This is a genomic window from Streptomyces sp. NPDC046939 (assembly GCF_040644575.1).
In the GTDB taxonomy this organism is placed as follows: domain Bacteria; phylum Actinomycetota; class Actinomycetes; order Streptomycetales; family Streptomycetaceae; genus Streptomyces.
Genome location: NZ_JBEYWV010000002.1, coordinates 34,527 through 51,894, shown reverse-complemented (window position 1 = coordinate 51,894; position 17,368 = coordinate 34,527). Strand labels below are relative to the sequence as shown.

Genomic DNA, 17,368 nt, shown 5'->3' with positions numbered 1-17,368 from the left:
GAAGGCGTGCCGGAACATGTGCAGATCATCGCCGACCCGGCGCCCCGCGTCGAATGGTTTTAGCCGACGCCCCTCAGCGCTTCCCGCACCGACAGCGGCGCGAGCACGTCCCGGTGCGCGGCGACGAAGGACCGTACGGCGTCGGGGTCCGTCTTCGCGTACTCGCGCAGGCTCCAGCCGATCGCCTTGCGGAGGAAGAAATCGGGGTGCCCGGCCTGGCGCAGGCAGTACGCGAACAGCCGCTCGGTGTCCGTTGCTTCCTTGTAACGGAGTTGATGCAGGAGCGCGGTCCTGGCGACCCAGAGGTTGTCGTCCTCGATCCAGGCGTCCATGTCGGCGGTGAGCGCCGGGTCGGCGGCGACGAGGCCGCCGACCACGTGCGCGGCGAGCAGGTCGACCGTGTCCCACCACGGCACGGTCTCCACCAACTGCCGGGCGACGGGCAGGAACCCGGACGACAGACGGCGCACGTGCCGGCGCAGCAGGTCGACGGCGAAGTACGCGTACTCGCGTGCGGGCAGCGCCCAGCAGCGGAGCGCCACGGCGGTGAGATCCGTCTCGTCCGGACGCTCCGTTCCCGCGAGCACCGCCTTGCTCAACTCCCGCCGCCGGGGCGAGGGAAGGCCCAGAAACGGAGCGACGTCCTTCATGTACGCGCGCATGGGCGCGGCCCGTTCCGGGTCGGCCGCACCGCCGTAGACCTCGACGAGCCTGGTCAGCACGGTGTCGGCGTAGACGCTCGGCGGCGGCGCGACGACGGGCACGGGGCTCCTCCTCCCGGACTCCCGCGCTCCGGAACGGGCCGGAACCGTGGGAAGAACCGCGGCAAAAGTGAGATACAACCTACGGCGATCTTATGTGCGGGTCGGTTAGTCTCCCCGGATGTTCGAAACCGTCGCCGCCCGCCCGGCCGGCCTCGCCGCACGTTGCACCCGCGTCCTGCTCTCGCCGTGGGCGAGACTCTCGCTCCTGGTGGCGCTGCTCGCCGCGGGCGCGTCGTGCGTGCTGCTGTTCGAGCCGCAGCGGTATCTGTCGGGCGGCTGGCAGGCCGAGGTCGGCGGTGCCGCGGCGGTGGTGCTGTTCGCCGTGGCGTACGGGGTGTGCACCGTCGCGTTCATGCCGCGCCCCCTGCTGAACCTGGCGGCGGGCGCGCTGTTCGGCTCCGAGCTGGGACTGCTCGGGGCGATCGCCGGGACCGTGCTGGGCGCGGGGCTCGCCTTCGGGCTCGGCCGGATGCTCGGCCAGGACGCCTTGCGGCCGCTGTTGCGCGGGCGCTGGCTGAAGGCGGCGGACGGCCAGTTGAGCAGGCACGGGTTCCGCTCGATGCTGGCGGCCCGGCTCTTCCCCGGCATCCCGTTCTGGGCGGCCAACTACTGCGCGTCCATCTCCCGGATGAGCTGGCCCGCGTTCCTCCTGGCCACCGCGCTCGGCTCGATCCCGAACACGGCGGCCTACGTGGTCGCGGGCGCCCGCGCCTCGACGCCCACCTCGCCCGCGTTCCTGATCGCGATGGGGTTCATCACCGTCACGGCGGTGGCGGGCGCGCTGGTGGCGTGGCTGAAGCGGCACAAGCTGCGGGCCGGAGTCTGAGGCCACGTCAGGCGGCTGGTAGCGCCTGGGCGCGACAACCGGTCCGGCGGGGTCACCGGGGCGGGGAGACCTGATCCACCGGGCTCGCCTCCCTGCGCACCACCGGACGCAACCCCGGCGCCAGCGCGAGCGTCACCGCCAAGGAGAGCGCCGCCAGGATCGTCATCGCCATGGCCGGAGACGTGGCCTCGGCCATAGCGCCCGCGAGGAGCGCCGCCACGCCCTGGGACGACAACATGCCCGCCGTGTGCAGGCCCAGGGCGTGGCCGCTCAGCTCGTCCGGAGTGAGGGACACGAGGCGTTCCTGAAGCAGCAGACTCGCCGCGAAGCCGACGGAGGCGAGCGCCACCGCGAACGCGGCGACCGGGAGCGCGAGCCGCGTCGCGAAGAGCAGGTAGGGCGCGGCGAGGAGCAGCCGCAGGGGCGCCCCGAGCCGGGCCCGCCGGCCTGGCGGCAGGAAGCGGCCCGCGAGGACGTCGCCGGTGAGCATGCCGACGGCGGCGCTCGCCAGCAGCACGCCCGCGTGCCCGGGGTCGTACGGGATGAACAGGGCCTCGCAGCCGACGACCAGGCCGTTCGGGACCCAGAGGGCGAGGTAGACGTAGCGGCGCGGGCGGGAGGACCAGAGCAGGGCGTTGCCGCGCATCGTCTCCGCGATGGACGGGCGGCCCTCCGCGCGTGCGGGGCGCCGGGTCAGGCCGAAACGGGCGACGGCCGCCGACAGGCCGTACAGGGCTGCGGAGATCAGGAGCGTGCCGCGCGGTGAGACGGCCTGGACCAGGAGGCCGCCGAGGGCGTACCCGAGGATCTGGCAGAGGCCCGTGCTCATGTTGAGGACCGAGCGGCCGATGAGGTAGCCGTCGCGGTCGAGGATCTCGGTGAGCATGCCGTAGCGGACGCCGCCGCCCAGCGCGGCGGGGACGCCCTGAGCGAGGACGAGGGCGAGCGCCAGGCCCGTGGGCATGCCGGGCGCGGCCTGCGCCGCCGTCGCGAGACCCAGGAACAGGGGCAGCCCGGCGAGGGCGGCGCGCGGCGGCAGCCGGTCCGAGGCCGACAGCAAGGTGAACGCGCCCACGACCTGGGCGAGCGCGGGCCCGAACATGGCGAGCGCGGACAGCAGCGCGGAGCCGGTCGAGGCGTAGACGAGCGAGCCGAGCGCCAGCCCGGCGACGGTCCGCGCGGCCACCTGGGTCGCACAGGCGAGGAAGAAGGCCGGATATGCGGGAACGCGGAACAGCCCGCGATAGGTGCGCATGGGTGGAGGCTGCGGGGTGCCGGGGTGGGGTCGTTAATGTTTCGCGGTGGGGCGAAAGGTGCGAGGGCGCGATGGGGATCTGGCAGGTCGATGCCGACACGCTCGCCGGGAGTCGGTTCGTCGTGTCGCAGCTCGCCGAGGTGACGGCCAGTCTGAAGAAGTTGGCCGAGCCCAGGGCGGCGCATCCGGGTGAGCGGGCGTGGCTGGACACGTATCTGCCCGCCTACCGGGCGCGGCTGGCCGCGGATCCGGTGACGGCGGCGCTCGTGGGCGCGGCGTTCGGGGCGTCCTGGATCGCCGACTTCGTCACGCCCACCCCGCGCGGAGGGCCGGGCCTCGATCTGGCCGACGGGCTCGCGCGGATCCGGGCCACGCCCCCGGAGGCGGTGCGGGCCGACCTGGTCGTGGCCTCGGGACGCCCGTTGCCCGCCACCCTGACCCGCGCCGACGACCTCGCGGAGCGCATGGCCGCGCTCCTGGAGTGGACGTGGCGGGAGACCGTGCGGCCCGACTGGGACCGGCGGCGCCGTATCGTCGAGGCCGATGTGGTGGCGCGGACGCGGGAGTTGGCGGTGGGGGGCTGGGCGGCGGCGTTCGGGGGGATGCGGCCCGCTATGCGCTGGCTCGGTGAGGGGCGGTTGCGGATCAACGCGCACGACCACCCGCCGAGGGACATCTCGGGTGCCGCCCTGCTGTTCGTCCCCGTCACCCCGCACCAGGGCTGGGTCTCCTGGCCGGAGTCCGCGGACCGGTACGCGGTGGTCCACCCGTGTGCGGGCGCCCTCGCCGACGCGGGCCGGACGGCGCCGCCCGCGGGCCTCGCCACGCTGCTCGGCACGGCCCGCGCGCAGGTCCTCGTGCTCCTCGACCGGCCCCTGACCACGACGCAGCTCGTGGCGCTGACCGGTCAGGGGCTGGGCTCGGTGGGGCGTCATCTGAAGGTGCTGCTCGACGCGCGCCTCGTACGACGGCGGCGTGCGGGCCGTTCGGTCCTGTACTACCGGGCCCCGGCCGGGGACGCCCTCCTCGCGGCACAGGAGGCGGGCGCGCAGGACGCGGAGGGCGGGAGATGACCGACCCCGTGGGGGTCCCGTCATTTTCGGGCGCTACGCTGCCCCCGCGCACACCCGCGCCGAAGGGCGCGGAGGTGCGCACAGCCCTGTCCGGACCGCGTTCGCGGCCGGTTCCGCCCGCACCCTGGATCGCCTCTTCCCCATGTCTTGGTTCGAATCGTTCATTCTCGGCCTCGTCCAGGGACTGACGGAGTTCCTCCCGATCTCGTCGAGCGCCCACCTCCGTCTGACCGCCGCGTTCGCGGGCTGGAGCGACCCGGGCGCCGCCTTCACGGCGATCACCCAGCTCGGCACGGAGACGGCCGTCGTCATCTTCTTCCGCAAGGACATCGCCCGGATCATCTCCGCCTGGTTCCGGTCGCTGACCGACAAGACGATGCGCGGTGACCACGACGCCCAGATGGGCTGGCTGGTGATCGTCGGCTCGATCCCGATCGGCGTGCTCGGTGTGACGCTGAAGGACCAGATCGAGGGCCCGTTCCGCGACCTGCGGCTGACCGCGACGACGCTCATCGTGATGGGCATCGTCCTCGGCGTCGCCGACCGGCTCGCGGCGCGCGACGAGACGGGCGGCAAGCACCGCGCCATCCGCAGCCGCAAGGAGCTGAAGGACCTCTCCGTCAAGGACGGCCTGATCTACGGCGTCTGCCAGGCGATGGCGCTGATCCCGGGCGTCTCCCGCTCGGGCGCGACGATCAGCGGCGGCCTCTTCCTGGGGTACACCCGGGAGTCGGCGGCCCGGTACTCGTTCCTCCTGGCCATCCCCGCGGTGCTCGCCTCGGGCGTCTTCGAGCTGAAGGACGCGACCGAGGGCGGCCACGTCTCGTGGGGCCCGACGATCTTCGCGACGCTCATCGCCTTCGGCGTGGGCTACGCGGTCATCTCCTGGCTGATGAAGTTCATCTCGACGAAGAGCTTCATGCCGTTCGTCTACTACCGGATCGCGCTCGGCATCGCCTTGTTCGTGCTGGTCAGCGCGGGTGTGCTGTCGCCGCACGCGGCGGAGTCGGCGGGCTGAGCCGGCCTGCCGGGCGGCTTCTTCACCACGCCACGGGGCCGTGCGCGTCGAAGTAGCCGCCCGTCGGCCCGTCCGGTCCCACCTGCGCCATCCGCACGATGATCTCGGCGCCCTCCTCCACGGTCTGGACTCCGGTGTTGCCGTTGAGGTCGGTCTTGGTGAAGCCCGGCTCGACCGAGTTGATCCGCAGCCGCGGGAACGCCTTCGCGTACTGCACCGTCAGCATGTTCACGGCCGTCTTCGAGGTCGGGTAGGCGATGCCCGGATAGCCGTACGCGGGGGCGGCGGGGTCGGTGACCAGGGCCATCGAGCCGAGGCCGCTGCTGACGTTCACGATGACGGGGGCGGGCGCGGTGGAGCGGAGCAGGAGCGGCAGGAAGGCGTGGGTGACGCGCAGGGTGCCGTAGAGGTTGGTCTCGATCAGGGGGCGCAGGGTGTCGACGGTCTCGTCGGCGGGGGCGACGATGCCGTTGCCCGCGGTGCGGCCCTCGATGCCCGCGTTGTTGACGAGGACGTCGAGGCCGCCGTCGGCCTCGATCGTGCGGGCCGCCGCGGCGACGGAGGCGTCGTCCGTGACGTCGATGACGACGTGGCGCGCCCCGAGCTCCTCGGCGGCGCGGCGGCCCCGGTCCGCGTCGCGGCTGCCGATGTAGACGGTGTGGCCCGCGGCGAGGAGGCGGCGGGCGGTCTCGTGGCCGAGACCCTTGTTGGCCCCGGTGATCAGTGTCGTGGTCATGGGTCCAGGCTCGCCCCCGACGGCGGGGCGGGCCAGCCGTCCCGTCTTCCTGGGACTGCCGGTACCAGGAAGACGGGGGCGGGCCGGTGCACAGTGGAGGCATGGCGAGTACGCGGGTCGGGTCCGGCGGTCCTACGGTGTCCATCGCGGCGTTCGGTGACGCGGTGCGGGGGTGGCGGGACCGGGTCGCGCCCGAGTCCGTGGGGCTGACGCCGGCCGGGCAGCGGCGCGCGGCCGGGCTGCGGCGCGAGGAGCTGGCCCTGCTGGCCGGGGTCTCGGCCGACTACGTCACGCGGCTCGAACAGGGCCGGGCCAGTCACCCGTCCGACCAGGTCGTGGAGGCGCTCGCGCGCGCCCTGCGGCTGTCGGCGGAGGAGCGGGCGCATCTGTTCCGGCTGGCCGGTCTGGTGCCGCCGGGCCCCGAGCGGGTGCCCGCCACGCTGACGCCGGGTGTGCACCGGCTGCTGCGGCGGCTCGGTGGTACGCCGGTCGCGGTGTTCGACGCGGCGTGGACGCTGCTTCTGGCCAACCCGGTGTACACGGAGCTGATGGGTGAGCGTCCTGAATGGCGCGGTCATGGGCGCAACGGTGTCTGGTGGACGTTCCTCGGTCCGCCCGGCCGCGTACGGCAGAGCGCGCGGGAGCGGCGGGCACTGGAGGCTGCGCTGGTCGGGGACCTGCGCGTGACGGCCGGGCGGTATCCGTCGGACCCGCGCCTGCACGAGCTGGTCCGCGAACTGCGGTCGGGCAGCGCCCGGTTCGCGGAGCTGTGGGACTCCGGGGCCGTGGGGCGCCACGAGTCGGCGCGCAAGACGGTCGATCACCCGGAGGTGGGGCCGTTGACGCTGGACTGCGACATCCTCACGGTCGCGGGCGACGAGATCCGCCTCATGGTCTACACGGCCGAACCCGGCACTTCGGACGCGGACCGCCTCGCCGGGCTGGCGGCGCGGCCCGTCCCAACTACGGCGTAAAATCGATCACTTGACGCATGCGAACGCTCGCTCAGGGTTCACAATCGGTCGTCTGGCACGTAACCTTGGCACATGCCGCCTGTCCCGTCTTGTCCCGTGCGGTCTGCCGACGAGGTGAACGAGCAGATCCGCGGCCTGTGGCTGCGCACCGGCGGCCGCCTCTCCGCGGAACAGCGCGCGGAGTACGAACTGCTGGTGCGGGAGTGGGCCGCGGCGGTCCACGCGGAGATCGACACCTCCGACTGACCGCGGTCGCGCCCCTGCGGATACGGCCGACCCGGCGCCTACCCGGCCGCGCGCCAAGCACTCGGCCCACCCGGCGACTGCACTCGCATCGTCCGACGACCGTCCCGAATCGACGGGACACGGGTTCCGGCCGCCCACGCCCGTTCGCGCGGAGCGTCTAGCGGCCGCCCGCCACTCTCAGGATCGTGCCCGTCGTGTACGACGCGTCCGTCGACAGCAGCCACGCGATGGACGCCGCCACCTCCTCGGCGGTGCCGGGGCGGCGGAGCGGGATGTTCGGGGCCGCCTGGGCCGCGCGGTCGGGGGCGCCGCTCGTGGCGTGGATCTCGGTGTCGATGACGCCCGGGGCGACCGCGTTGACGCGTACGCCGGCCGGGCCGAGCTCCTTGGCGAGGCCGAGGGTGAGGGTGTCGACGGCGGCCTTGGACGCGGCGTAGTGGACGTACTCGCCGGGGCTGCCGAGGGTGGCCGCGCCGGAGGAGACGTTGACGATGGCGCCCTGGCCTGCGGCGCTCATGTCCCGGGCGGCGCGACGGCAGCAGAGCAGGACGCCGAGGACGTTGACGTCGACGACGCGGCGCAGGTCCTCGGTGCTCACCTCCGCCAGGGGGCCGATCGGGGAGGTGACCCCGGCGTTGTTGACGAGGCCGGTGAGCGGCCCGAGCCGCTCCACCGCCTCGTCGAACATCCGCTCGACGTCCGCCTCCCGCGAGGTGTCGGCGCGGAGGACGGCACAGCGGGCGCCGGTCGCGGTCACGGCCTCGGCGACCCGCTCCGCCGCGCCCTCGTCATGGACGTAGGAGAGCGACACGTCGTGACCGTCGCGGGCGAGGCGCAGGGCGGTCGCGGCGCCGATGCCGCGGCTGCCGCCGGTGACCAGCGTGTGCGGGCGGGAGCGAACGGAGCTGGTCAACGGGGCCTCCAGAAACGGATGATCATGTCGCGCGTGGTGCACCGTACCAGCGCCATTTCCCGACGCGTGCACGCCCCGGAAGGTCCCCGCGCCCGGTCAGCCAGAGCAGCGCCGGCCAGGGTCCGGCGTCCTCGGGCGTGTCCGGGAAGAGGCGGTGCAGCGCGCGGGCGCAGAGGTTGGCGGGCGGCGCCGGGAAGGGGACGCCGAGGCCCCGCGCCAGGTCGTGGGCGTGCAGCAGCGTCTCGACCACGCCCATCGCGGCGAACCCCTCGGGGTCGCTGACGCCGAAGACGTGGTGCGCGCGGGCGCTCGCCGGGGTGGCCCGCGCGACGGCGGCGAGCAGCCCGCCGCAGTCCTGGAGCACCTGGAGCAGCCCGGCGGGGCCCGCCGCCCGGTCGGCGGTGATGGTGTTGGCGGGCCCCTCGGGGCGCCGCCGCGTCCAGCCGAACGCCTCGCGGTCGTCGGTCGAGGGGCGCAGGGAGCCGATCTTCGCCGCGTACCAGAACAGATCGTCGGCGAGGTGTTCGCCGGTCTCCCAGCACGTCCACTCCAAGGACCCGGCCGGAACGTCCCAGTCGGCGTCGAGCGCGGGACGCAGTGCGGCCACGGCGAGGCCGACGGCGAGCGCCACGTCGTCGGCGGTGACGGGCCCGGGGTCCTGGGCGGCCGTCGGGGTGTGCGGTTCGGCTGGCATGCGGGGACCGTAACAGCGATCCGCCCGGCCGTCCGAAGGGATTTCCGCCGCGCTCGCGCACGCCCCTTGGCTGCGCGCACCCACGGCTCGACACTTGCCCGATGACGCAGCGTGTGGAACTGGCGACCGTCCTGGACCGGCTCGCCGTCGACGATCTGGTGACCCGTTACGCGGTGGCCGTGGACGACGGCGACTGGGCGGCGTACCGCGCCCTGTTCGCGCCGGACGGCCGCGCCGACTACCGGGCGGCGGGCGGTGTGGAGGGCAGCGCGGAGGAGATCGCGCGCTGGCTGACGGCCACGATGGAACTCTTCCCGATGCGCCAGCACCTGATCGTGAACCGGCTCGTACATTTCGACTCCGTCGACCGGGAGATCGGCGACGCCGCGCACGTCCGCGCCGACTACGTCAACCCGATGCGCTTCCCCGGCGAGGGCACGGCACCGGACTTCGTCTGCGGCGGCCGGTACGCCTTCGCCCTGGTCCGCACGGCGCCGGGGTGGAGGGTGCGGCGGGTGACCGTCGACGAGAAGTGGCGGCGCGCCCCCGCGCGGGCCACGGCCGGGGCGTGACGCGCCCGCGACGCGCGCGCCCTTCTCCTTGATCACCTGCCTCCCGCACACTGAACGCATGCCGCGGCCGCCGTCGGGTACGCCGGGTGCCGACACCGGTCCCGCACGAGCCGGTGGCGGACGGACCGGTCCCGTACGAGCTGGGAGGCACCTGTATGCGGCAAGGGCGAGGGCCATGGGCGCGGCGGCTCGGATCATCGCCCTGGTGGCGGGGGGTCGCGGCGGTCCTCGCGGGCGCGCTGCCCGCCCTCGCGTTCCCGGCGCCGTCGCTGTGGTGGCTGGCCTACGTGGCCCTGGTGCCGTGGATGTTGCTGGCGCGTGCGGCGGGCTCGCCGCGGCGCGCGGCGCTCGACGGCTGGCTCGGCGGTCTCGGGTTCATGCTGGCGGTGCACCACTGGCTGATCCCGAGCCTCAACGTGTTCACGGTCGTCATCGCCGCGCTGCTCGGCGCGTTGTGGGCGCCCTGGGGGTGGCTGCTGCGCAGGCTGCTCCAGGGCGTGCCGACGGCGGGTCAGGCGGCGGCCGCCCTGGTGGCCGTGCCGTCGGGCTGGCTGATGGTGGAGCTCGTGCGGTCCTGGCAGGGGCTCGGCGGCCCGTGGGGGCTGCTCGGTTCGAGCCAGTGGCAAGTGGTGCCCACGCTGCGGCTGGCGTCGGTGGGCGGCGTGTGGCTGGTGAGCCTGCTCGTGGTGGCCGTGAACACCGGGGTCGTGCTGCTCGTGGTCGCGCGCGGGGCCCGTACGCCCGCGGTGGCGGGGCTCCTCGCGGCCGCCGCCGTCACGGGCGCGGCCTGGGCGTGGGCGCCGCGTCCGCAGACCGACGGGGAGGTCCGCGTGGCCGTGGTGCAGCCGGGCGTCATCGAGGGCCCCGTCCGCAGGTTCGACCGCGAGGAGGCGCTGACCCGGCAACTGGCCGGACAGGACGTCGACTTGGTGGTGTGGGGCGAGAGCAGCGTCGGCTTCGACCTGGCCGGGCACCCGGCCCTGGCGCGCCGGCTCGCGGCCCTGTCCCGGGCGGTCGGCGCGGACATCCTCGTGAACGTGGACGCGCGCCGCCCGGCCACCGGCGCGGGCGGCGCCGCGAGCCAGGGCATCTACAAGAGTTCGGTGCTGATAGGCCCCGACGGGCCGACCGGCGACCGTTACGACAAGATGCGGCTCGTCCCGTTCGGCGAGTACATCCCCGCGCGCTCCCTGCTCGGCTGGGCGACCTCGGTCGGCAAGGCCGCGGGCGAGGACCGCAGGCGCGGCACCCGCCAGGTCGTCATGGACGTCCGCCACGGCGACCGGGAGCTGTGGGTCGGGCCGCTGGTCTGCTTCGAGTCGGCGTTCCCCGACATGACGCGGCAGCTCACCCGCGACGGGGCGCGGCTGCTGCTCGCCCAGTCCTCGACCTCCACCTTCCAGCACAGCTGGGCGCCCCCGCAGCACGCCTCGCTCGCGGCGGTACGGGCCGCGGAGACCGGCCGCCCCATGGTGCACGCGACGCTCACCGGGGTCTCCGCGGTGTACGGCCCGGACGGCCGGCGCGCGGGCCCGTGGCTGCCGACCTCGGCGAGCGCGGCCCGCGTGTACACGGCCCCGACGGCGCACGGCGACACGCTGTACGTCCGCTTCGGCGACTGGCCGGTCCACGCGGCGGTGGCGGTGCTCGCGGTCCTGGCCGCGGCCGAGGCGCTCCGCCTGCTCAGGCGCCCCGCTGTACCTCACGGACAATCCGCTCGCACAGTTCGTGCGTGGCGAGCGCGTCGCGCGCGCTGAGCACCTCACCGGCCCGTACGGCGTCGAGGAAGGCGAGCACGACCTGCTCGATGCCGCGCTGGCGCGCGACCGGCACCCAGTCGCCGCGACGGCGCACGGTCGGCTGGCCCTTGTGGTCGATGACGTCGGCGAGGTTCACCACCTGCCGCTTGGTGTCCTGCCCCGAGATCTCCAGGATCTCCTCCGTCGAACCGCTGAGCCGGTTCATGACGCCGAGCGCGGTGAACCCCTCGCCCGCGAGCTGGAGCACGACGTGGTGCAGCAGACCGTCCTGGGTCCGGGCGCGCACGGTGACGTCGTCGACCGTGCCGGGCACGAGGAAGCGCAGGGTGTCGACGACGTGGACGAAGTCGTCGAGGATCATCGTGCGCGGCTCCTCGGGCAGCCCGACCCGGTTCTTCTGCAGCAGGATCAGCTCGCGCGGGTGCTCGACGCACTGCGCGTACCCGGGCGCGTGGCGCCGGTTGAAGCCGACGGCGAGGCTGACCCCGCGCTCCTCGGCGAGGCCCACGAGGCGCTCGGAGTCCGCGAGGTCGTAGGCGAGCGGCTTGTCGACGTACGTGGGGACGCCCGCCTCCAGGAGCCGCGTCACGATCTCGGGGTGCACGGCGGTCGGGGCGTGCACGAAGGCCGCGTCGAGCCCCTGCGCGAGCAACGCGTCCAGGTCGGCATGGCGCCGCTCCTGAGGGATGTGGTGCTGCTCGCCCACGCGCGCGAGGGTCGCGGGAGTGCGGGTCTGTAGATGCAGTTCCACCCCGGCCTGCGCGGTCAGCACCGGCAGGTACGCCTTCTGCGCGATGTCCCCGAGTCCGATGCAGCCGACCTTCACGTCCCTGTTCCCCTTCGTCGCCCTGAACCGCCCTGAACCGCCGCCCTCCGGCGCGGTCCCGGCAGCATACGGGGCGCCTCCGCGCTCACACCCGCGCGCCCGCCTCCCCGTACGCCCGCCGCTGCGGAGGCCGCCAGTCCGCTATGCCGTCCATGCCACGCAGCGTCGCCGCGGGCCCGAGAAGTCCGGCCGCGCGCATCGCGGCGTCGCGCACCGCGACGGCGGGGCGACTGCGCATCATGCTCAGGCGGGCGACCGTCCGCGCCCTGCCCGCGATCATCGCCGTGCGCGGTTGCCGCTCGCGCGTGTACCCGGCGAGGTCCGCCTCACCGTGGGGGTCGGCGTGATGGGCGAGGACGACCGCGTCCTCGATGGCCTGGTTACCGCCCTGGCCGAGCGACGGCGCCATGGCGTGGGCGGCGTCGCCGAGCAGGGCGACGCGTCCCCGGTGGAAGGCGGGCAGCGGCTCGGCGATGTGGTGGACGTCGTGCCGCAGCACCTGGCCGGGCCCGACCGCGTCGATGATCGCCGGGATCGGGTCGTGCCAGTCCCCGAACCGGCGCAGCAGCTCCGCCCTCTCGTCGCCGCCCGGGGCGGTCCGCCCCGCGGGGACCCTCGCGGCGGCGTACGCGTAGAGGGTGCCGTCCGCGAAGGGGTGCGTGCCCCAGAGCTGTCCGCGCCCCCAGCTCTCGTGCTCCACGAAGCGGCGGCCGAGCGGCGGCGCGAGGACACGCCAGGTGGTGAATCCGGCGTACGAGGCGCCGGGGTGCCCGGGGAAGAGGGCGCCGCGCACCGCCGAGCGGATCCCGTCCGCGCCGACGACGAGCTCCGCCTCCAGCTCACCGTCCCCGGTCGTGACCCGCGCGGGGCGGGCCGCATCGGCCGGGTCACCCGCGTCGGCGAGGCATGCCTGGGCCCCCGTGCGGACGGTGCCCGCGGGCAGCCTGTCCGCCAGCATGCCGATCAGGGTCGCACGGTGCAGCAGGACGAGGGGGCCGCCGAACCGCTCGGCCGCGCGCGCCGGGTCGGCCCGTGACAGCCACCGGCCCCTCGGTGTGAGCAGCCCGCCGTCGCCCTCCCAGGCGGCGAGGGCGCGGACCTCGTCGCCGAGGCCCACCACGTCGAGGGCGCGCTGCGCGTTGGGCGCGAGCGAGATGCCCGCCCCGACCGGCTTCAGCTCCGGCGCCCGCTCCAGGACGGTGACGCGCCAGCCACGCGCGTGCAGGGCGAGGGCGGCGGTGAGGCCGCCGATGCCGCCGCCGATGACGAGGGCGCGGGAGTGGGAGTGGGAGCGGGAACGGGTGGGTGCGGGGTCGGTCGTGGCCATGGTGTCGCCTCCGAGGGCCTGAACTACAGCTGTAGTGCGGACGCAACGGCACGGTACTACAGGTGTAGTCGGCGCGATAGATTGCCCTCATGTCCAGCCCGAACGCTTCAGCCCCCCGCCACGACCGGATCGCCGACGCCGCCCTCGTCCTGCTCGCCGAACGCGGCATGCGCGGCCTCACCCACCGCGCGGTCGACGAGGTCGCCCATCTGCCCCAGGGCTCGACGTCGAACTACGCCCGCACCCGTCAAGCCCTCCTGGAGGCGGCTGTCCGGCGGCTCGCGGTACTTGAGGGCAGAGTGCTGGCGGTGGACGAGCTGCCCGACCCCGCGGGCGGCCTGCCGGCCCTGATCGACGGCATGGCGCTCGCCCTGCACCGCTATCTGACCGAGCACCCGCAACTGCTCGTCTGTCGCTATGAGTTGGCGTTGGAGGCGACGCGCAGGCCCGAGCTGCGCACGTTCTTCGACGCCACGGGCCGCCAGTTCCGTGAGCCGCTCACCCGGCTGCTGCGGGAGGCGGGTTCACAGGAGCCCGAGCGGCACACGCTGTCGCTGGTGGCGTGGGCCGAGGGGACGATGTTCTCGTGCGTGGCGGGCGCGTACCACGCGTCGGTGCCGAGCCTCGTGGAACTGCGCAAGGGGCTCGCGGAGTTGCTGCACGGCATGCTCGCCGTGCAGGACCCGGCGTAACGCGTCACCCGTCACCCGTCACCCGTCACCCGTCACCCGTCACCCGTCACCCGTACAGGGCAACCTCCCCGCTCCCCCTCCCCCGCCACCCCGACGTCCTCCACAGTGGCCCGCGTGCTCCGAATCCGCGGCTCGGCCGCGCTCCTGTGGGCGGCGGCCCTCGCCCTCGCCGCCACCGCGTCGGGCTGCGTGAGCGTGCCGACGCCGAAGCCCCCGGCCCGGCCCTCGACGCCCGTCACCGCCCCGGTGCCCCGCCCCGACGGCCACGCGGGCCGGCCGCTGGTCCAGGCCCCCGTGCGGGAGGCGCTGCGGCGGACGGGCCGCGCGCCGCACCCCGCACCGGCCGCCCCGCGCGCCGAGACCCCGCGCGCCGAGACCCCGCACGCGCGGGTCCCGCACACGCAAGCCCCGCCCGCACTGTCGCCGCCGCGCCGGGCGGCCCCGGCGCCGCGGCCCGCGCCCCGCAGGCCCGTGGCGCACCCCGCGCATCCCGCGCCCCCCGCGCGGCTCCCCGTACGGCCCGCCGTGCCCAAGCCACCCCGGACCGGCACCGACGTGTGCGCCCTCGGCCGCGCGTACGGCGGCTGGGCGCCGGACAGTCCGCAGGCCGTCATCTGCCGTGACGCCTACGGCCGTTGAGCGGCGGCGGACACGTCAGGGGCGCCCCTCCCCCGGTGGCTCCGGAAAGCGCGGCGGCTCCGGGGGCCCCGGCAGCCCCGCCACCCGCTGTTCGAGACGGGTGAGGGCGGCCCGCACCCCGTTCCCGTAGCCGTCGTCGCCCAGCGCGTCCACCATCGACCAGGCGCGGGCGAGGTGATCGCGGGCCGCGCCGGGGCGGCCCAGCTTCACGTAGTCCGCCGCGAGGTTGAGGTGCAGCGACGGGTACAGGGCCCGCAGCGCGAGGGACTGCTCGTGCGCCGCGAGCCGCTCCCGCGTGAGCCCGTCGGCGGCGGTCAGCGCGCGCAGGTCCCAGGCCAGCTCGTCGGCCGGGTCGTCCTGGGTGTCGGCCAGGTAGTGGGCGAGCGTGCAGCGGTGCAGTGGGTCCCCGTCCTCGCCGATCTCGGCCCACAGGGCGAGGAAGCGGCCGCGGGCCTCTTCGCGGTCACCGGCGTGGGCCAGCATGGCGGCCTGCCCGATGCGGGTCATCATGGCGTCGTCCGCCGTCTGCTCACGCTGCTGTCCCACTGGCTCCTCCAGGTCCGGGACGGGCCGCGCGCCGGTCCCGGTCACCGACGCTAACGGCCGCCGACGGCGATCCGGGGCAGGCGCGGCTCAGCCCAGATCCGGGATGCGCCAGTCGATCGGCTCGTGGCCCTGGGCCGCCACCGCCTCGTTGATCTGCGTGAACGGCTGGGAGCCGAAGAACTTGCGGGCCGAGAGCGGCGAGGGGTGGGCGCCCTTGACGACGATGTGCCGCTCGGTGTCGATGAGCGGGAGCTTCTTCTGCGCGTAGTTGCCCCACAGGACGAAGACGGCCGGGTCGGGGCGGTCGGCGACGGCGCGGATCACGGCGTCGGTGAACTTCTCCCAGCCCTTGCCCTTGTGCGAGTTGGCCTCCCCGGCCCGCACCGTGAGCACCGCGTTCAGGAGCAGGACGCCCTGCTCGGCCCACGGCATCAGGTAGCCGTTGTCCGGGATCGGGGTGCCCAGCTCGGCCTGCATCTCCTTGTAGATGTTGCGCAGCGACGGCGGGGTGCGCACGCCGGGCCGCACCGAGAAGCAGAGCCCGTGGCCCTGGCCCTCGCCGTGGTAGGGGTCCTGGCCGAGGATGAGGACCTTGACCTTGTCGTAGGGCGTCGCGTCGAGCGCGGCGAAGACCTCCTCGCGCGGCGGGTAGACGGGACCCTTCGCGCGCTCCTCCTCGACGAACTCGGTGAGCTCCTTGAAGTAGGGCTTCTGCAGCTCCTCGCCGAGGACGCCGCGCCAGGACTCGGGCAGCATCGCGGTGTCGGTCACGTCAACAACCTCCGGGGTACGGGCACGTTCGATGCCTATGAACCTACCGGCGCCCACTGACAACGGGTCCCCGCCCCCGGTCCCGGCGGTCTCACCAACTGGTCTTGCGGTGCAGCTCCCACATCATCATGATCGTCGACGGGTCGAGGGCGCGTTCCCCGCCGGAGATCTCGTCGCTGGCCGCGATGTACTGCTTGCCCTGCCACAGCGGCAGGAGCCGGGAGTCGTCGGCCATGATCTGCTGGGCGCGCTCGAACTGCCGCACGACGGCGCTCCGGTCGCGTTCGCGGCGGGCCTGCGGGAGCAGTTCGTCGGTGATCTCCGGTGACACGTAGGGGGTGCTCACCGCGTTCTCCTCGCCGACGAAGGGCGCGATGAAGTTGTCGGCGTCGGGGAAGTCCGGGAACCAGCCGCGTCCGAACACCGGGTACTCGCCCTTGCGGTAGCCCTGCTCGTACGTCTTCCACGGGCGGCTCCTGAGCCGCACCTCGAACAGCTTCGACGCCTCCAACTGCCGCTTCAGCTCGCGGAACTCGGGCGCGGTCGCCGATCCGTAGCGGTCGGTGGTGTACCAGAGGGTGAGCGGGACCGGTGTGGTGACGTGCGCCTTGCCGAGGATCTCGGCCGCCTTGGCCGGGTCCGGGTCGCCGAAGTCGTCGAAGAAGTCGGTGGTGTGGCCCGCGAGGCCGCGCGGGACCATGGAGTACAGCGGTTCGACGGTGTCCTTGTAGACCTGGTGCGCGATGGCCCCGCGGTCGACGATCTGGGCGACGGCCCGCCGCACGGCCCGCTTGCCCGCCCACGGGTCCTCCGGGTTGAACACGAGGTAGCTGATCTCCGTGCCCGCGCCCTCGACGAGCTGGAGGCCCTCCTTGTCGCTCTTGCCCTGGAGGTCCACGACGTCCTCCGCCGCGAGGCCGCGGAAGGTCGCGTCGATCCGCTGGTCCTTGAGAGCGGCGACCATCTGCGCCGACGTGGCGAAGTAGCGGATGGTCACGGCGTCGTTCTTGCGGTCGGCGAACCCCTTGTAGTGGGTGTTCTCGACCAGCTCCGCCTTCTGGTTCTCGGTGTACGCCTTCAGCGCGTACGGGCCCGACCCGGTGACCTCGCCGTCCGTGCGCAGCGCCTTCGCGGGGTACTCGCGCGGGTCGACGATGGACATCGCCGGGGTGCTGAGGATGAAGGGGAACGTCGCGTCCGGCTTGTTCAGATGAAACGTTACGTCGCGGCGGCCCTCGGTCTCCACGCGGTCGAGGCTGCCGAGCAGGCCGCTCGGCCCGCCCTTGACGCCGATCGCGCGGATCCGGTCGATCGAGTGCTTCACGGCGGCGGCGTCGAGCGGGTGCCCGTCGGAGAAGCGCATGTCCTCGCGCAGCCGGCAGTGGTAGACGCGGTTGGCGTTGTCCTCGAACTCGCAGGTCGCCGCGTCGGGCTCCGGCTGCGCGGCGCCCGAGGGGAAGGCGACGAGGGTCTGGTAGACGTTGCGGAACAGCTCCCATGAGCCGTCCCAGGAGGCCGCGGGGTCGAGGGTGCTCGGCGCGCTCGTCGTCCCCACGACGATCGGGGCCCCGCCGTCGTCCGCATCACCGGAATCGACCAGTCCGCACCCGGCGAGCAGAACCACGGACGCACTCGCCGCCCATGTGCGTGGGGCAAGCATACGTTTGGACACGCGCACGCTCCTCGATCGGCCATGCCAAGGGTCGGCAGACCATACCGCAGTGGCCCGCTGGATC

Annotated in this window: 19 protein-coding genes; 9 read left to right on the top strand and 10 right to left on the bottom strand. The window is 74.1% G+C overall.

Going from position 1 to position 17,368, the window contains the following annotated elements:
- Positions 1 to 59: 59 nt before the first annotated feature.
- Positions 60 to 764 (bottom strand): DNA alkylation repair protein, encoded by a 705-nt coding sequence (locus ABZ877_RS02505; RefSeq protein ID WP_361063053.1) that lies wholly within the window; start codon positions 762 to 764, stop codon positions 60 to 62.
- 118 nt (positions 765 to 882) lie between these two features.
- Between ABZ877_RS02505 and ABZ877_RS02500 the strand changes: the two genes are divergently transcribed.
- Positions 883 to 1,590, top strand: a complete 708-nt coding sequence (locus ABZ877_RS02500) for a TVP38/TMEM64 family protein (protein WP_361063050.1) — start codon at positions 883 to 885, stop codon at positions 1,588 to 1,590.
- A 52-nt stretch (positions 1,591 to 1,642) separates the two neighbouring features.
- On the opposite strand, the gene ABZ877_RS02495 is transcribed toward ABZ877_RS02500, so the two are convergent.
- On the bottom strand, positions 1,643 to 2,845 hold the full coding sequence (locus tag ABZ877_RS02495) for an MFS transporter (RefSeq protein WP_361063047.1): 1,203 nt from the start codon (positions 2,843 to 2,845) through the stop codon (positions 1,643 to 1,645).
- Positions 2,846 to 2,916: 71 nt separating this feature from the next.
- Between ABZ877_RS02495 and ABZ877_RS02490 the strand changes: the two genes are divergently transcribed.
- Both ABZ877_RS02490 and ABZ877_RS02485 read left to right on the top strand, forming a co-directional pair.
- Positions 2,917 to 3,918, top strand: coding sequence for an ArsR family transcriptional regulator (locus tag ABZ877_RS02490; protein WP_361063044.1), 1,002 nt, complete (start codon positions 2,917 to 2,919; stop codon positions 3,916 to 3,918).
- A 142-nt stretch (positions 3,919 to 4,060) separates the two neighbouring features.
- On the top strand, positions 4,061 to 4,936 hold the full coding sequence (locus tag ABZ877_RS02485; protein WP_361063041.1) for an undecaprenyl-diphosphate phosphatase: 876 nt from the start codon (positions 4,061 to 4,063) through the stop codon (positions 4,934 to 4,936).
- 22 nt (positions 4,937 to 4,958) lie between these two features.
- Here ABZ877_RS02485 and ABZ877_RS02480 read toward each other — a convergent pair whose 3' ends face one another.
- Positions 4,959 to 5,672 carry an SDR family NAD(P)-dependent oxidoreductase gene (locus tag ABZ877_RS02480; RefSeq protein WP_361063038.1) on the bottom strand — a complete coding sequence of 238 codons (714 nt, stop codon included), beginning with the start codon at positions 5,670 to 5,672 and terminating at the stop codon, positions 4,959 to 4,961.
- A gap of 137 nt (positions 5,673 to 5,809) precedes the next feature.
- Between ABZ877_RS02480 and ABZ877_RS02475 the strand changes: the two genes are divergently transcribed.
- Both ABZ877_RS02475 and ABZ877_RS02470 read left to right on the top strand, forming a co-directional pair.
- Positions 5,810 to 6,646: a helix-turn-helix transcriptional regulator gene (locus tag ABZ877_RS02475; RefSeq protein WP_361063847.1), complete on the top strand. Its 837-nt coding sequence runs from the start codon at positions 5,810 to 5,812 to the stop codon at positions 6,644 to 6,646.
- Positions 6,647 to 6,742: 96 nt separating this feature from the next.
- Positions 6,743 to 6,892, top strand: coding sequence for a hypothetical protein (locus ABZ877_RS02470; protein WP_361063035.1), 150 nt, complete (start codon positions 6,743 to 6,745; stop codon positions 6,890 to 6,892).
- Between the two features lie 157 nt (positions 6,893 to 7,049).
- Here the strand turns inward: ABZ877_RS02470 and ABZ877_RS02465 are convergent, their stop codons facing one another.
- Positions 7,050 to 7,805: a glucose 1-dehydrogenase gene (locus ABZ877_RS02465; RefSeq protein WP_361063032.1), complete on the bottom strand. Its 756-nt coding sequence runs from the start codon at positions 7,803 to 7,805 to the stop codon at positions 7,050 to 7,052.
- Positions 7,806 to 7,827: 22 nt separating this feature from the next.
- Positions 7,828 to 8,499 carry a hypothetical protein gene (locus ABZ877_RS02460; protein ID WP_361063029.1) on the bottom strand — a complete coding sequence of 224 codons (672 nt, stop codon included), beginning with the start codon at positions 8,497 to 8,499 and terminating at the stop codon, positions 7,828 to 7,830.
- A gap of 101 nt (positions 8,500 to 8,600) precedes the next feature.
- Between ABZ877_RS02460 and ABZ877_RS02455 the strand changes: the two genes are divergently transcribed.
- Together ABZ877_RS02455 and lnt are read left to right on the top strand one after the other, a co-directional pair.
- On the top strand, positions 8,601 to 9,071 hold the full coding sequence (locus ABZ877_RS02455; protein WP_361063026.1) for a nuclear transport factor 2 family protein: 471 nt from the start codon (positions 8,601 to 8,603) through the stop codon (positions 9,069 to 9,071).
- Positions 9,072 to 9,226: 155 nt separating this feature from the next.
- Positions 9,227 to 10,828, top strand: coding sequence for an apolipoprotein N-acyltransferase (lnt, locus tag ABZ877_RS02450; RefSeq protein ID WP_361063023.1), 1,602 nt, complete (start codon positions 9,227 to 9,229; stop codon positions 10,826 to 10,828).
- On the opposite strand, the gene ABZ877_RS02445 is transcribed toward lnt, so the two are convergent.
- Both ABZ877_RS02445 and ABZ877_RS02440 read right to left on the bottom strand, forming a co-directional pair.
- Positions 10,755 to 11,657 (bottom strand): Gfo/Idh/MocA family oxidoreductase, encoded by a 903-nt coding sequence (locus ABZ877_RS02445; RefSeq protein ID WP_361063020.1) that lies wholly within the window; start codon positions 11,655 to 11,657, stop codon positions 10,755 to 10,757. The genes lnt and ABZ877_RS02445 overlap by 74 nt on opposite strands.
- An 85-nt stretch (positions 11,658 to 11,742) precedes the next feature.
- Entirely contained in the window at positions 11,743 to 12,984 is a 1,242-nt protein-coding gene (locus tag ABZ877_RS02440) for an FAD-dependent oxidoreductase (protein ID WP_361063017.1), read from the bottom strand.
- 89 nt (positions 12,985 to 13,073) lie between these two features.
- Between ABZ877_RS02440 and ABZ877_RS02435 the strand changes: the two genes are divergently transcribed.
- Both ABZ877_RS02435 and ABZ877_RS02430 read left to right on the top strand, forming a co-directional pair.
- Entirely contained in the window at positions 13,074 to 13,676 is a 603-nt protein-coding gene (locus tag ABZ877_RS02435) for a TetR/AcrR family transcriptional regulator (protein ID WP_361063014.1), read from the top strand.
- Positions 13,677 to 13,790: 114 nt separating this feature from the next.
- Entirely contained in the window at positions 13,791 to 14,315 is a 525-nt protein-coding gene (locus ABZ877_RS02430) for a hypothetical protein (protein ID WP_361063011.1), read from the top strand.
- A gap of 15 nt (positions 14,316 to 14,330) precedes the next feature.
- Here ABZ877_RS02430 and ABZ877_RS02425 read toward each other — a convergent pair whose 3' ends face one another.
- The 3 genes from ABZ877_RS02425 to ABZ877_RS02415 form a co-directional block, all read right to left on the bottom strand.
- Entirely contained in the window at positions 14,331 to 14,861 is a 531-nt protein-coding gene (locus ABZ877_RS02425) for a hypothetical protein (protein WP_361063008.1), read from the bottom strand.
- An 87-nt stretch (positions 14,862 to 14,948) separates the two neighbouring features.
- Positions 14,949 to 15,632, bottom strand: coding sequence for a uracil-DNA glycosylase (gene ung, locus ABZ877_RS02420; protein ID WP_361063005.1), 684 nt, complete (start codon positions 15,630 to 15,632; stop codon positions 14,949 to 14,951).
- A gap of 91 nt (positions 15,633 to 15,723) precedes the next feature.
- On the bottom strand, positions 15,724 to 17,292 hold the full coding sequence (locus ABZ877_RS02415) for an ABC transporter substrate-binding protein (protein WP_361063844.1): 1,569 nt from the start codon (positions 17,290 to 17,292) through the stop codon (positions 15,724 to 15,726).
- Positions 17,293 to 17,368: the final 76 nt, after the last annotated feature.

What these genes read in the sequence shown, in the direction of transcription:
- ABZ877_RS02480 (WP_361063038.1), bottom strand. Translation starts at nt 5,672, where the DNA reads ATGACCACGACACTGATCACCGGGGCCAACAAGGGTCTCGGCCACGAG.
- ABZ877_RS02490 (WP_361063044.1), top strand. Translation starts at nt 2,917, where the DNA reads ATGGGGATCTGGCAGGTCGATGCCGACACGCTCGCCGGGAGTCGGTTC.
- ABZ877_RS02460 (WP_361063029.1), bottom strand. Translation starts at nt 8,499, where the DNA reads ATGCCAGCCGAACCGCACACCCCGACGGCCGCCCAGGACCCCGGGCCC.
- ABZ877_RS02500 (WP_361063050.1), top strand. Translation starts at nt 883, where the DNA reads ATGTTCGAAACCGTCGCCGCCCGCCCGGCCGGCCTCGCCGCACGTTGC.
- ABZ877_RS02440 (WP_361063017.1), bottom strand. Translation starts at nt 12,984, where the DNA reads ATGGCCACGACCGACCCCGCACCCACCCGTTCCCGCTCCCACTCCCAC.
- ABZ877_RS02485 (WP_361063041.1), top strand. Translation starts at nt 4,061, where the DNA reads ATGTCTTGGTTCGAATCGTTCATTCTCGGCCTCGTCCAGGGACTGACG.
- ABZ877_RS02495 (WP_361063047.1), bottom strand. Translation starts at nt 2,845, where the DNA reads ATGCGCACCTATCGCGGGCTGTTCCGCGTTCCCGCATATCCGGCCTTC.
- lnt (WP_361063023.1), top strand. Translation starts at nt 9,227, where the DNA reads ATGCGGCAAGGGCGAGGGCCATGGGCGCGGCGGCTCGGATCATCGCCC.
- ABZ877_RS02435 (WP_361063014.1), top strand. Translation starts at nt 13,074, where the DNA reads ATGTCCAGCCCGAACGCTTCAGCCCCCCGCCACGACCGGATCGCCGAC.
- ABZ877_RS02455 (WP_361063026.1), top strand. Translation starts at nt 8,601, where the DNA reads ATGACGCAGCGTGTGGAACTGGCGACCGTCCTGGACCGGCTCGCCGTC.
- ABZ877_RS02415 (WP_361063844.1), bottom strand. Translation starts at nt 17,292, where the DNA reads ATGCTTGCCCCACGCACATGGGCGGCGAGTGCGTCCGTGGTTCTGCTC.